The organism is Aestuariimicrobium soli (assembly GCF_051192575.1).
Lineage (GTDB): Bacteria > Actinomycetota > Actinomycetes > Propionibacteriales > Propionibacteriaceae > Aestuariimicrobium > Aestuariimicrobium soli.
The window spans coordinates 36,992-50,641 of the sequence record NZ_JBPJSQ010000009.1 but is presented as its reverse complement, the minus strand read 5'-3'; the positions used below and the strand labels follow the sequence as shown (position 1 = coordinate 50,641).

The following is a 13,650-nucleotide window of genomic DNA, read 5'->3' as shown; positions in this document are numbered from 1 at the left end:
GCCGCGAAGCACAAGCGCTGTTCTGTTCTGTGTTGCTGGTTCGGTGTTGCTGGTTCGGTGTTGCTGGTTCGTCAGGTGGTCTGGTCGAACCCGAGGAACGGGTCCTCGTTCATGTCGGCGAAGGCGTCCTCGTTCTGCGCGGAATAGGCCTCCCACGCAGCCGGATCCCAGATCTCGAGGCGATCGATCGAGCCCACCAGGACGAGTTCCTTGTCGAGCCCGGCGTACTCGCGCAGCCGGGGAGGAATGGTGATTCGTCCCTGCTTGTCGGGCACCTCGTCGGAGGCACTGGCCGCCAGCATGCGCTGGTAGTCACGCACTCGCTTGAAGGTGCTCGGGGCCTTCATGCTCGCCAACGTCATCTGCCTGAAGGCCTCGAGGGGATAGATGGCCAGACAGCGATCCTGCTGCCTGGTGACCACCACTCCTTCTGCGAGGGCCTCCCGGAACTTCGCCGGCAGGAACAGACGACCCTTCTCGTCGAGCTTGGGCGAGTAGGTACCGAGAAACATCCCGACCCCTCCCCTGCGGCTCCACGGAAGCACCCGTCTGCTCCACTGCGCTCCACCATACTCCACTTCGCTCCACTTGAGCCACCAAACACGGGTGTTTTGCTCCCCCGGGGGCGGCCCCCACCGCTGGGGGGAGCGCAGGATGACGCGTGGCTCGTCTTCCCCGCCCTTTGCTGCAGTGGCTAGGCTGAGGCAGGCCGTGACCGGGGTCGGGATCCAGAACCGGCGCCCACCGAGAAGCGGCAACAACCAAGAGCCCCCCAAGCACCGAGCAGCAGCACCGAGCACCAGCACCGAGCACAGCAAGGGAGAACCGTGGCAGACACGAATCAGGCCGTGGCCATCGATGAGGTCGTCGACATCACGGGCCGCGTGCGCGGCGCGATCGAGCAGGTCATCGAGGGAAAGCGCGACCAGATCACCCTGGCCCTGACCGTGTTGCTCGCCGAGGGCCACCTGTTGGTGGAAGACGTGCCCGGCGTCGGCAAGACCATGCTGGCCCGCGCACTCGCCCGTTCGATCGACTGCAGCGTGCGCCGCCTGCAATTCACCCCCGACCTGTTGCCCAGCGACATCACGGGGGTCAGCGTCTTCAACCAAGTGACCCGCGACTTCGAGTTCAAGCCCGGGGCGATCTTCGCCAACATCGTGGTCGGCGACGAGATCAACCGCGCCTCCCCCAAGACCCAGTCGGCCCTGCTCGAGGCGATGGCCGAGCGACAGGTCTCGTCCGACGGTGTGACCCACCAGTTGGCCTCGCCGTTCATGGTGGTGGCCACCCAGAACCCCATCGAGATGGAGGGCACCTACCCGTTGCCCGAGGCGCAGCGCGACCGCTTCATGGCGCGCGTCGAGATGGGCTACCCCACGCGGGCCGCCGAGTTGGACATGCTCGAGCACCATGGCGCCAAGCAGCCCCTCACCGACCTTCAGCCGGTCACCGACGCCGAGCAGATCGTGCGCCTGATCGAGATCGTGAAAGAGGTCTACGTGGCTCCGTCGGTCAAGGACTACGTCATCGACGTCGTCGCCGCGACCCGGCGCACCGAGGACCTGCGCCTGGGGGCCTCCCCCCGCGCCAGCCTGCACCTGCTGCGCGCCGTGCGTGCCCACGCCGCCCTGCACGACCGCGACTACGCGATCCCCGACGACGTGCAGGCGCTGGCCCGGCCCGTGCTCTCGCACCGCGTGCTGCCCTCGACGGCCGCCCAGCTGGACGGTCGCTCGGTGGCCGACATCATCGACCAGGCGGTGTCCTCGGTGGTCATCCCCGATCGTCGGTGACCATGGGCGTCCTGCGCATGTTGACATCGCGGGGCTGGACGCTCGTCATCCTGGGAGCGATCGTCACCGCCGCCGCACTCATCTTCGGCCAGAACGACCTGTTGTGGCTGGGGCTGCTGCTGCTCGCGCTGCCGATCGTGGCCATGGTGATGGTCGGGCGGTCGCGCATGTCGTTGTCGGTGGAACGCCGCCTCGACCCGGCCCGCGCTCCGCTCGGTGACCACCTGCGCGCGACCCTGACCCTCACCAAGCGCGGCAACCTGCCCCTGGGTCTGCTGCAGTTCGAGGAGGCCGTCCCGCGGGAGCTGGGCCGTCGTCCGCGCTTCACGGTGCACCGGTTCGCCGGCGAGTGGGTGCGTCGGGTGAACTACCCCCTCGAAGGGCTGGAGCGCGGTCGCTTCCAGGTCGGACCGCTGCTGGTGCGGGCCACCGACCCGTTCGGGTTGGCCAAGATGGACCGCCGATTCGCCTCGACGAAGGAGGCCGTGATCACCCCGCGCATCGTCCCGCTGTCGAGCCTCGGTTCGGCCACCGGGCACGGTCAGAGCGGCGACTCGACGCCCCAGAAGATCGGGCTGGTCGGGGCGGACGACGTGCTCGTGCGTGAGTACCGCGCCGGCGACGACGTGCGGCGCATCCACTGGCGCTCCACCGCCCGCCGGGACGAGCTGATGGTGCGCCGCGAGGAGCAGGCCTGGGATCCCAGCGTCTCGGTGCTGCTCGACAACCGCGCCGTCGCCCACGCCGGCCTCGGTCAGGACAGCTCCTTCGAGTGGGCCGTCTCGGCTGCCGCGTCGGTGGCCATGCACCTGATCTCGTCGGGCTTCCGACTGACCATGCTCGACACCGAGGGGCTGCTCGTGGAACCCGACACGCTGACCCCCGACGAGCTGCGCGAGTCGGTGGCGCTCACGTTGACCGACGAGAGTGTCACCGAGGAGCACGACTCCCTGCAGGCGATGGCGCAGGCCGCCGCCGGTCGCCAGACCGGTGAGGTGCTGGTCGCCATCACCGGGCGACTGACCCTCAGCGACGTCAAGGCGCTGGTGACGATGCGCTCGCACCGCGCCCAGGGGCTCGCCATGGTGCTGGACGCCGACACCTTCACCGCCCGCCGATTCCGCGGGGACGAGGCGCAGGCCCAGGAGCACGCCGAGGCCATCTCGCTGCTGCGCCGCCACGCCTGGCGAGTGGTCGAGGTCGACGGCCGCACCGGCGTCGACGAGGCCTGGCGTTCGCTCGACCGGGTGGCGGTGAGTGCCTGATGAGAACGACCGATCGGCTGGCGCTGGCCACCTTCGCCGCGATGGCGCTGGCCACCCTGGCCATGCGCTCCCTGACCACGGACCGCCTCTTCTTCGTCTTCGGCATCGGTCTGGTGGCCGTGCTGATGGCCGTCTCGGCCGGCGCCCGACGTCTGCGGGTGGGTTCCTGGCTCGTCCACATCTGGCAGCTGCTGGTCGTGGCTGGAGCCGGCGTGGGCCTGGGGCTCAGCTCCCAGCCGGGCTCGGGGAACTGGCTCCAGCAGATCGGGGAGCTGTACCTCGAGGCCCTGCTGACCATTCGCACCGAGTCGGCACCCATGGAGAGCAACGCGGCCGTGCGCTGGCTGTTCCTGCTCATTCTGGGGCTGCTGACGGTGCTGATCGACCTGCTCGTGCTGACGCTCGCCTCGCCGGCGTGGTCGTTGGCCCCGCTGCTGTCGATCTACCTGATCCCCGCGCTGGCGCTGCCCGGCGGTGTCTCGTGGTGGGCGTTCGCCCTGGTGGCACTCGGCTACCTGGTGGTGCTCGCCGCCGACACCGCGAACCGCCTGGGTACGTGGACGAGGAACCTCATCTCTGACTCCGCCGAACGGACGCACTCCCGTTGGGGCGTGTGGCGGATGGCCGCCGTGGTCGGCATTCCCGTGCTGGCCGCCGCCATCGCCGTCGGCGGCGTGCTGCCGCTGGCCGGATCGCTCGACCTCAATGCCCGCCGCCCCCGCGGCAACGGGCCCATCCAGCTGGTCGACCCCACCATCGAACTGCAGAAGAACCTCGCCCAGCAGTCCGACCGCGTCGTGCTGACCTACTCCACCGACAAGGCCGACGGGCAGTACATCCGACTGACCTCGCTGACCCAGATCGACCGCACCGGTTGGAAGCTCACGCCGATGCAACTGAGCACCGGCACGCTGCCCCAGGCCCCCGGCGTGCGACGCTCGCAGCGCAGCACCACCCAGATCAACGTGGGCGACTTCTCGACCCAGTACCTGCCCGCCCCCTACGCCCCGGACTCGTTCCAGGCCAGCGGCGAGTGGGGCTGGGACCGCAACACCCTGACCCTGGTCTCGACCCAGGCCAACGGCACCGAGTCGACCAGGAACCTGTCCTACGAGGTGACCAGCGTCGACACCGACCCGGTACCCGCCGACTTCAACAGTGCGGTGTCGGGCACACCCCCCGATGCGAAGGTCTCGGCCGAGGTGCCCACGGATGTTCCCGCCGAGATCGCCGAGCTGACCGCCTCGATCACCAAGGACGCCCCCACCCCGGTGTTGAAGGCCGCCGCGATCCAGGAGTACCTGCGCGACCCGCGGAACTTCACCTACTCGACGACGGCGCCCTCGGGTGACGGCTACGAGGTGATCTCGAACTTCCTGTTCAAGGACAAGGCCGGTTACTGCATCCACTTCGCTTCGGCGATGGCCCTGATGGCGCGTCTGGAGGGCATTCCCTCCCGGGTGGCCGTCGGATTCCTGCCGGGTGAGCAGAACGGCGACCAGTGGCAGGTGCGCGGCAAGAACATGCACGCCTGGCCCGAGCTGTACTTCGCCGGTTTCGGCTGGGTGCGGTTCGAACCCACCGCGGCCGTCGCGAACGCCCCGATGTGGACCGTCACGTCGCCGGCGAACACCCCGACCCCCAGCGCCTCGTCCACCGATGACCCCTCGGTCGAGCCGACCAGCTCGTCGAGCGTGACCGCGGCGAGCCCGCTGCCCAGCGAGGAGAGCAGCGGCGCCGTCGCGAATGACGGTGGTGGCATCGGTCAACTGCCGTGGGGCACGGTCGCCGGCATCATGGGTGGCCTGGCGGCGCTGATCATCGTCGTGATGGTGCCGTGGCTGGTGCGAGGGTCGATCCGACGCGGACGACTGCGCGCGACCGGTGACCCGCACACGGTGGTGGCTGGTTGGTGGGCGGAGGTGCGCGACACCCTCGTGGACGCCGGCACGGCCTGGCCGGCCGGCACCCCGCGCGCCAAGGTGGCGGCCCTGTCGAACAGGGTCTCGCCCGAGGCCGCGGCCGCGCTGGACCGGCTGGGACTGGCGGTGGAACATTCCCGCTACGCCCGCACCATGGACGATCTCGAGCCCGATCTGGTCGACGAGGCCACCTTCTTCACCGAGGAGGTCCGCGACCAGCAGCAGGGCATCCGCGCCCTGGGCGTGGCGTTGTGGCCGAAGTCGTTGTGGGCGAACCTCGGCGACTGGGTCACCCAACGCCTGCGGGGCTGACGGGCGGCGCTTCGGACACGATTCGGCGTCGGCGGTGTTGTGCAGCCCCCGCCGCGACCTAGACTGGGCCACACGTGGATCGCCGTCGAGCACGCCGAGGGCAGCGACCCTCGATCACCGGCTCGGCACAACTGACAAGGAGGCTGGCATGGCTCTCTCCGACGAGGAACAGCGCCTCCTTGCCCAACTCGAGAAGTCCCTCGCCGAGGACGACCCCAAGCTGGCCCACCTCATGCGTGGCAACGAGCCCCGCACGGGTGGGCGGACCCGCAATCCGCGGCACCTGGTGGCCGGGGTGCTGGGCTGTGTGGTGGGCCTGGCGCTGCTCGTGCTGGGGATCGAGACCCATTGGGTGGTGAGCGTGGTCGGGTTCGTCGTGATGGCCGCGTCGGCCGCCGTCGGGTTGGGCCTGTTGAACACCGGACGACCCGCCGCCTCCCCCGGTTCGGGCGCTCCGAAGCAGCGGGCCACCGCCAAGGCGAGTTCGGCCTCGGTGATGGACAAGTTCGAGGAACGCTGGCGCAAGCGCCAGAACGAGGGGCGTTGAGCCGGAGCACCGGCCTCACCCCGTGAGGCTCGCCCGCCTGACGGCGTGCGGCCCGAACCTCATCACGGCGGCATCGGCCGCCTGCTCCACCTCTCTCATCCCCCTCTCCGGGGCGTCCAGCGTGAACTGCTGGTAGGCCTCGTCCGCGTCGACCAACCGTTCGACCCTCACCCCCACCCGGCGGATGCGTGCCCGCTGCAGGTTGAGCCCCCGCCAGCAGCGCAGCGCGGCGGCATAGATCTCGTCGGTGACGTCGGTGGGGGTCGCCAACGCCGTGGTGCGGCTGATGGTGGTGAAGTCGGCGAACCTGATCGAGATGCTCACCCCGCGCCCCAGCACCTGGGCCTGCCGCATGCGACTGGCGGTGCGGGCCGCCATGCGCAGCAGTTCGGTGGTGACGATGCGGGGGTCGTCCGTGTCGCGCGAGAAGGTCTCCTGGGCACCGATGCTGCGTTCGACCGCCTCGCCGACCACCTGGCGGTCGTCCCTTCCCCAGGCCAGGTCGTGCAACCATCCGCCGGCATGGTTGCCCATCGCCCGCTGCAGGGTCTGGCGCGAGGTGTGGGCGACCTCGCCGATGGTGGTCAGACCCAGCTTGTGCAGGCGGGCGGCGGTCTGCTCCCCCACGCCCCACACCTTCTCGACCGGCAGGGGGTGCAGGAACGGCACCACCCGGCTCGGCGCGACCTGCACCACTCCGTCGGGTTTGGCCTGGTTCGACGCGAGCTTGGCCACGAACTTCGACGGCGCGATGCCCACCGAGCAGGTGATCTGCTGCTCGTCGGCCACCTGGGCACGGATCAGTTCGGCGATCAGGCGCGGGTCGCCCAGCCGGCGCACCGCACCGGTGACGTCGAGGAAGGCCTCGTCGATCGAGACCGCCTCGACCCGCTGGGTGATGCCACCGAAGATCGCGAACACCCCCTTCGAGACCGCCGCATAGGTGTCGTGGTCGGGCGGCACCGGCACCCCGTCGGGGCACAGCCGGCGGGCCCGCGAACTGGGCATGCCCGACCTGACCCCGGCGGCCCGGGCCTCGTAGCTGGCCGACAGCACCACGCCGCGCTCGGCCCCGCCCACCCACATCGGGCGCCCCCGCAGTTCCGGGCGGCGGGCGAGCTCGACCGTGGCGTAGAAGGCGTCCATGTCGACGTGCATCAGCACCTGTTCTGGCGCCGGCGGCACCGAGGATGGTGGGTGGCCGGTCACCATCCCGAACTCCCCGGGCTGGAGTGCCACAGCTTGCGCGGTGCCTGCGCGGCCGGGGTGCCGGCCGGCTGCACGTCGGCGTAGGGCGACTGCTTGAACCCGCTGGCGTGCACCAGCACCCGCCTCGGACCCATGCCGCCCCCTCGTCCGTGGGTCTGCGCATCGGCGGCCGGACGAGCATCCGTCATCCGGTCGGCACGCGGCGCCGGCGCCACCAGATCGGCCGGTCGGGTGTTGATCTCGTCGACCACCGCCTGCATGGCGGCATCGACGTCGCCGTGCGCGACCAGGTGGTCACGGTAGGTGGCATACAGGGCCTGCAGGTCCCACGCCCCCGTCGCCCGCAGCGACACCCCGCGCGGGCCGGTGCGGCGCAGTTCCCCGCGCACCACCAGCAGCCAACTCGAGAACACCGTCGCCGCGTACGGCCCCTGGGCGTCCTCGAAGAAGGTGGCGTCCACCGGGCCGGAGCCGTCGTCCAGGGTGAGGAAGACCACCCGGCGACCGCTGCGCACCGGCGGGGTCTGGGTGGCGACCTTCACCCCGGCGACCAGCAGGTCGGCCTGGGAGCGCTGCCCCAACAGGTCGGGCGAGCGGGTGGTGCCCAGCCGCTGCAGGAAGGCGCGGTAGAAGGCCATCACGTGCTGGCTGGCATCCATGCCGAGGATCTCGAGTTCCAGTTCGAGGCGCTGGCGGTCGTCCAGTTCGGGCAGCCCCGTGGGGGTGACGTCCCCGGGCCCCACCGCGACAGGGCGCGACGGGGGGTGCCCGGCTGCGTCCGGTTCGTCCTCGACCCCCGGATCGGAGAAGTCGAGGGCCAACTGCACCCCCGCGAAGGCCTCGGTGCGCCGCGCGTTCACCACCTCACCCTTGGCCTGGCGGCGGGCGAGGTCGCGGGGGTCGTCGCCGGTCGCCGCCGCAACAGCGCTGCGCCGCAACCCCTTGGCCCGCGAGGCCGTGCGCGCCTCCACCACCTGCAGCCGACGCAGGTCGGCCACCGCCAACACCAGGTCGCGGCGGGTGAGCAGCCCGCGACGGTGCACGGCGGCCGCTCGTCCGATGTCGTAGAGCCGGTCGAAGGCACCGGCCAGCACCAGCCGTTCGACGACGGGAGCCTCGACCTGCGCGCGGTTCCAGAAGTCGGTGAGCGAGTGGTAGGGCTGGCCGGCGACGATGCGGGCGACCTCCATGGCGCTGATCCCCTTCACCTCGCTCAGGGCCATCCGGATGCCGTGGCCGGGATCCTGCGGAAGCCCCTGCGGGTCGAGCGGACGCACCCCGGTGGCCGGGTCGCTGCCCGGCTCGAGACCCTGCTGCTCCTGCTCGTCGGACCAGTCGTCGAGGCGGTGCAGGCACTCGACCCGGTAGACGTCGGACGAGGCGTTCACGTCGAGCCCCAGCACCGGCACCTGCATGCGGCGGGCCTCCTCGAGGATCAGCCGCTTGGGATACATGCCCGGGTCGTGGGTGAGCACGCCGGCGATGAAGTGCGCCGGGTGGTGCCGCTTCAACCAGGCCGACTGATAGGTGGGCAGCGCGAAGGCGGCCGCGTGGGCCTTGCAGAACCCGAACGACGCGAACGCCGCCAGCACGGTCCACGCCTTCTCGACCACCGGCTCGGAGTAGCCGCGGTCGAGCGCGGTCGGGATGAACCAGTCGCGCACGTCCAACTGGCCCGCCTCGTCGCCCAGCGCCCGGCGCACCTCGTCGGCCTGGGCGAGCGAGCACCCGGTCATCACGGCGACGATCTTGATGATCTGCTCGTGGAAGACCACCACGCCACCGGTCTCCTCGAGCACCGGCACCAGGTCGGGGTGCAGGTACACCGGTTCCTTCCAGCCCTGCCGGGCGTTCAGGAAGGGCACCACCATGTCGGACTTCACCGGCCCCGGGCGGAACAGCGAGATGTCGATCACCACATCGGTGAAGGTGGTGGGGCCGAACTTGCCGATCAGTTCCCGTTGCCCGGGTGACTCGATCTGGAAGCAGCCCAGCGTCTGGGCATGGGCGATCAGGTCGTAGGTGTCGGGGTCGTCGAAGGGTGCCAGGGCGTCGATGTCGGGACGAGGGTGCCCCGTGCGCTCCAGCTCGTCGAGACAGTGGGCCATCGACGACTGCATGCGGATGCCGAGCACGTCGAGCTTGAGCAACCCGATGTCCTCCACGTCGTCCTTGTCGAACTGGCTCATCGGGAACCCGCCGAAACTGGCCTCGACCGGGGTGCGGTCGCCCAGCGTGGCGTCAGACAGCAGCACCCCACAGGGGTGCAGGGCGACGTGGCGCGGCAGCCCGTCGAGCGATTCGACCAGGTCGAAGAGCACGTCGAGGCGGCGCTCGGCCAGCCCGGCGGCCCGCAGTTCGGGCAGGTCGCGCAGGGCGGCGCGGGCGTCGCGGGCGCGAATGTGCGGGAAGGCCTTGGCGATGGCGTCGACCTCCATCGGCGGCAGGCTCAGGGCGGCGCCGACATCGCGCACCGCATGCCTGACCCGGTAGGTCTCGAGCATGGCCACGCAGGCCACCCGTTCACCGCCGAAGACGTCGAGGATCTTCTCGTAGACCTCGGTGCGCCGGGCCGACTCGACGTCGAGGTCGATGTCGGGCAGCGCCTTGCGCAGCGGCGACAGGAAGCGTTCCATGATCAGCCCGTTGGCGATCGGGTCGACCCCCGAGATGCCGAGCAGGTGGTTGACCATGCTGCCGGCCCCCGAACCGCGCGCCGCGCAGCGAATGCCCAGGTCGCGCACCAGGTCGACCACGTCGGCCACGGTGAGGAAGTACGACGCGAACCCGAGGTGTTCGATCACGGCCAGTTCCTCGTCGAGGCGTCGCTCGACCCGAGCGAGCACCTCGGGCGACGACCCGTACCGCGCCCCGACCCCCGCCTCGCATCGCCGCTTCAGGACGCCCATCACCTCGGCGGCCGTGGTGCCCAGCACCCCGAACTCGGGCAGGTGGATGTCGCCCAGTCCCAAGTCGGCGCGCGGGTCGAGCTGGCAGCGCAGCCCCAGGGTGCGGGTGTCCTGCAGCAGCCGCTCGGCGCCACCCGTGCCTCGTCCGGCCAGGTCGGCGACCTGCTCGGCGATCTCGACCATCGCCTTGCCCGATTTCAGGAAGCCCTCGGCATTGCGGCGGTCGATGTTGCGCAGGTCGAGCGGCACCAGTCGGCGGGCCGCGTCGAGCACGTCGATGGTGGCGGCCTGGTGGCGTTCGGCCATGCGCACCTGGTTGGTGAGCACGGCCGGCAGCCCGAACCGGTCGGCCAGCGCCACCATGCCCCCGGCCTGGGCGGCGGAGTTGACCCCGGTGCCGGCCACCTGATGGTTGGTGGCGGCCACGACCACCCGCTCGGCTCCCAGCCGATCGGTCCAGCGGCGCAGTTCGGTCTCGGCACCGCGACGGTCGCGTGCGGCCACGCGCAGCCCGAAGGCGGAGTCGCTGCCCAGGGTGACCACCACGTCGTCGAGGTGCCGCTCGAGCTGGTCCAGGGAACTCTCGGGCCGTCCGCGCTCACCCGCCAGATGGGTGGCCGAGACCAGCCTGCACAGGCTCGCCCACCCCCGCTTGGACGAGGCCATGGCCACCACCCGCGGATGCCGCTGGTCACGGATCTCGCCGCCCCGGGCCGCGGTGCGGCGGGGCGCGCCGGCCGCACCGAGCCGGGTCGGTTCGGGCACCGCCAGGTCGACCCCCAGCACGGGCGAGACCCCGTGCTGCAGGCAGGCCTTGGCGAACCGGATGGCCCCGTAGAGACCGTCGCGATCGGTGAGGGCCAGCATCGACTGGCCGTGCTCGGCCGCCTTCGCCACCAGCGCGGAGGGATGGGAGGCACCGTGCTGGAAGGAGTAACCGGAGGCCACCCGCAGGTGCACGAAGGGATCGCTCATCGTCGGCTCCCCCCGCCCGCGACCGGCGGGCGGGCGTCGATCCGCAACCGCCCCACCGCCTCGAGGAAGGTCTGGGCGTCGCGCACCAGATCGTCGGCCTCGCGGTCGCCAATCGGCAGTTCACCGCGAACGGTCGCGTCGTGGCGGGGCTGGATGGCCGCCAGGTAGCCCGCCCACTCGGCCAGTTCGGGGGCGAGGTGGGCGAGTCCGGTCCACAGGTGCCGGGCATGACTGACCGGGGTGTGGACACTGCGCGCCGCCAGCGCCAGCGCGGCGGTCTCGCGCAGGGCATGGTGGGCCGCCAGGTAGCGGTCGGCCGCGTCGGGGGTCAGGTCGGCCGTGACGACCAGCCCCTGCAGGTGGGCCAGGTCGACCCGATGACGGTCGGCCACTCGCGCGACGGTCGGGCTGCTGCTGGGATGACTCGACATCGCCCGCCCCTCAGTCGATCACGGCGCGCAGGTGCCAGGCGCCGTCGTGGAAGGTGTGGGCCAGTTCGTAGACACCGCGACTGCCGGCCATGCCGTTGGCCGCCTCGACGCGCCAGACCTCGCACTCCCGCAGCAGGTCGGCGTCGTCCGCACCGCCGGTCGAGGGACGAGGAGCGGGCGTGGTGACCTCGCGGCTCAGGGTGGCGGTTCCGGCCGCCCCACCGAGGGGGCCGTGCTGCCAGTCCTCGTCGCCGCGGGCGGCGCGCACCTGGGCCGACGTCCACCACTCCCCGGACTCGATCCACCGACTCTCGATCGCCAGCACCCGCCACAGCTGGTCCCGCCACAGGAACTGGGCGGGATCGTCCATCCTGCCGAGCCTGACCTCGATCGCATCCCCACGCCTGCGCACCTTGGGCTCCTTCCCCGAGCCTGACCTCGCCGAAACCGGCATGACACTCGACCCGTGAAGGGAGCCCCGACGTGGCCGGGGGTCGAAGCCGACCACGCCGGAGCGGTCCCAGTGTTCGTCCGACCTGTCGAACCGAGCGGGCCCTTCCCCAAGTTCCCGATCGGCGATGGCGAGCAGTGGGTGACCTCTCGCAATCGAACAGGTGTTCGAACAGGTACCACTATAGGAGCACCCTCCGACACAACGTCAAGCCCTCCCGCGAACGGCTCCCGACCTCGATCGGTGCCGATCCCGCCGAGGTCACCGCCACCAGCGGAAACGCACCTCGTCGCCGGGGCCGGCCTGCCCCAACGCGTCGAGATCGTCGGGGTGGACGACCCCGACCACCGGGTAGCCGCCGGTGGTGGGATGGTCGGCCAGAAAGACCAACGGACGACCCTCGGGAGGCACCTGCACCGCCCCGGGAACCACGGCCTCACTGGGCAACTCGCGCCCGGGGTGGGACCAGGCCAGGGGTGGGCCCTCGAGCCTGATCCCCACCCGATCGCACTGCGGGCCCACCCGCCAGCCGGTGGTGGCGAACAGCCCCCGGGCGGTGTCGGTGAGCCAGTCGTCGCGGGGGCCACCGATCACCCGCAAGGGGCGGTGCGGGTCGTGGCCGACGGTCAGACCCAGGTCGGTGGTGATCCACGGGGTCGTGGGCAGGCCGGCACTCATCAGCAGGTCACCGGCCACCAGGGGCGCCCTGCCGAGGCCGGCGGCCGGCGAGGCCGACACCGACCCCAGCAGGGACTCACCCGCCAGACCACCGGCCACCGCGACGAGGGGCCTCACTCCGCGCACCACGCAACGGCCCAGCACGCAACGGCCCAGCGCAATGACGGCCCCGGCCCTCACCGGGACGGCGGTGTGGCTGCGCTCGGCTCGTCCGTCGATCGTCACGGACACGGGGGCGCCGCAGACGCTGATCACCGTGTCGGCCAAGGCCTCGACCACCAGCCCACCCCACAGCACCTCCAACCCAGCGGCGTGCTCGGGGTTGCCCACCAGCCGGTTGGCCAGGCGCAGGCCGGCGCGGTCGACGGCGCCACCGCGAGGCAGGCCGATGGCGGCACCGGTGACTCGTCCGAGATCTTCGAGCAGGGTCAGCGGGCCGGGGTCGACGACCCGCAGCACCGCGTTCTGGGGCCGGTTCATCCGCCCGCCCCTCGTCCCACCGACTCGAAGCGCAGGCGGGTGCCCGGCGCCAGCAGGGCCGGCCGGGAGCGCGTGGGGTCGAACATCGCCAGATCGGTGCGTCCGATCAGCTGCCAGCCTCCCGGCGACTCCCCGGGATAGATGCCGGTCCAGACCCCGGCCAGCGCGACCGAGCCGGCAGGAATGCGCGGACGAGGGCTGGCCAGCCGCGGCACCTCGCGGGGGTGCTCGCCGGTGAGGTAACCGAAGCCGGGCATGAAACCGGTGACGTCACAGGTCCAGACCTGGCCCGTGTGCCAGGCCACCACCTCGGCGGGGGTGAGGTCGAGCAGGTCGCCCACCGCGGCGAGATCGACCCCGTCGTAGGTCACGGGCACGACCAGGTCGACGCCCCTGCCGCGGGACGCGGGCGGATACTGCTCCCCCTCTCCCTCGTGGGCCGGCTCGGCCTCGCGGGCGAGCTCGACCAGCCAGTCCCGCAGCGGGGCGATCCGCTGCTCGGAGTCGACCAGCACGGCCACGGTGCACGCGGCCGGAACCACCTCGAGCACCCCCGGGAACTCGTCGATCCGGGCGTCGAGGGCCGCCGCGAACGCCCGCCGGGCCGGGGCCGATCCGCAGTCGACCAGCAGCCCCGTGAGCCCCAACCGACGAAGGTCGACCTTCATGGCAGCC

11 protein-coding genes are annotated in these 13,650 nt (G+C 71.3%); 4 read left to right on the top strand and 7 right to left on the bottom strand.

Annotated features, from left to right (window positions below; all coding sequences use genetic code 11):
• Positions 1-71: 71 nt before the first annotated feature.
• Entirely contained in the window at positions 72-512 is a 441-nt protein-coding gene (gene mraZ, locus ACSDQ9_RS11055; RefSeq protein WP_435146968.1) for a division/cell wall cluster transcriptional repressor MraZ, read from the bottom strand.
• A 315-nt stretch (positions 513-827) separates the two neighbouring features.
• Between mraZ and ACSDQ9_RS11050 the strand changes: the two genes are divergently transcribed.
• The 4 genes from ACSDQ9_RS11050 to ACSDQ9_RS11035 all read left to right on the top strand — a co-directional run bounded on the left by ACSDQ9_RS11050 (position 828) and on the right by ACSDQ9_RS11035 (position 5,842).
• Positions 828-1,796, top strand: a complete 969-nt coding sequence (locus tag ACSDQ9_RS11050) for an AAA family ATPase (protein ID WP_435146966.1) — start codon at positions 828-830, stop codon at positions 1,794-1,796.
• A 17-nt stretch (positions 1,797-1,813) separates the two neighbouring features.
• The gene (locus tag ACSDQ9_RS11045; RefSeq protein ID WP_435146964.1) at positions 1,814-3,061 is read left to right on the top strand and encodes a DUF58 domain-containing protein; all 1,248 of its coding nucleotides are present in this window, start codon (positions 1,814-1,816) and stop codon (positions 3,059-3,061) included.
• Complete coding sequence (locus tag ACSDQ9_RS11040; protein ID WP_435146962.1) at positions 3,061-5,295, top strand: transglutaminase family protein; 2,235 nt, start codon at positions 3,061-3,063, stop codon at positions 5,293-5,295. The genes ACSDQ9_RS11045 and ACSDQ9_RS11040 overlap by 1 nt, the downstream gene beginning before the upstream one ends.
• A 148-nt stretch (positions 5,296-5,443) precedes the next feature.
• Positions 5,444-5,842 (top strand): DUF3040 domain-containing protein, encoded by a 399-nt coding sequence (locus ACSDQ9_RS11035; protein WP_435146961.1) that lies wholly within the window; start codon positions 5,444-5,446, stop codon positions 5,840-5,842.
• Positions 5,843-5,857: 15 nt separating this feature from the next.
• Here ACSDQ9_RS11035 and dinB read toward each other — a convergent pair whose 3' ends face one another.
• From dinB to ACSDQ9_RS11005, 6 genes are all read right to left on the bottom strand, one after another.
• Positions 5,858-7,000, bottom strand: coding sequence for a DNA polymerase IV (gene dinB / locus ACSDQ9_RS11030; protein ID WP_435146959.1), 1,143 nt, complete (start codon positions 6,998-7,000; stop codon positions 5,858-5,860).
• Between the two features lie 47 nt (positions 7,001-7,047).
• On the bottom strand, positions 7,048-10,935 hold the full coding sequence (locus ACSDQ9_RS11025) for a DNA polymerase III subunit alpha (RefSeq protein ID WP_435146957.1): 3,888 nt from the start codon (positions 10,933-10,935) through the stop codon (positions 7,048-7,050).
• Positions 10,932-11,366 carry an SAV_6107 family HEPN domain-containing protein gene (locus ACSDQ9_RS11020; RefSeq protein ID WP_435146955.1) on the bottom strand — a complete coding sequence of 145 codons (435 nt, stop codon included), beginning with the start codon at positions 11,364-11,366 and terminating at the stop codon, positions 10,932-10,934. Before ACSDQ9_RS11020 ends, ACSDQ9_RS11025 begins: the two co-directional genes overlap by 4 nt.
• Positions 11,367-11,376: 10 nt before the next feature.
• Positions 11,377-11,820, bottom strand: coding sequence for a DUF6504 family protein (locus ACSDQ9_RS11015; protein ID WP_435146953.1), 444 nt, complete (start codon positions 11,818-11,820; stop codon positions 11,377-11,379).
• Between the two features lie 258 nt (positions 11,821-12,078).
• The gene (locus ACSDQ9_RS11010; RefSeq protein WP_435146951.1) at positions 12,079-12,975 is read right to left on the bottom strand and encodes a 5-oxoprolinase subunit C family protein; all 897 of its coding nucleotides are present in this window, start codon (positions 12,973-12,975) and stop codon (positions 12,079-12,081) included.
• Positions 12,972-13,643, bottom strand: a complete 672-nt coding sequence (locus ACSDQ9_RS11005) for a 5-oxoprolinase subunit B family protein (protein WP_435146949.1) — start codon at positions 13,641-13,643, stop codon at positions 12,972-12,974. The genes ACSDQ9_RS11010 and ACSDQ9_RS11005 overlap by 4 nt, the downstream gene beginning before the upstream one ends.
• Positions 13,644-13,650: the final 7 nt, after the last annotated feature.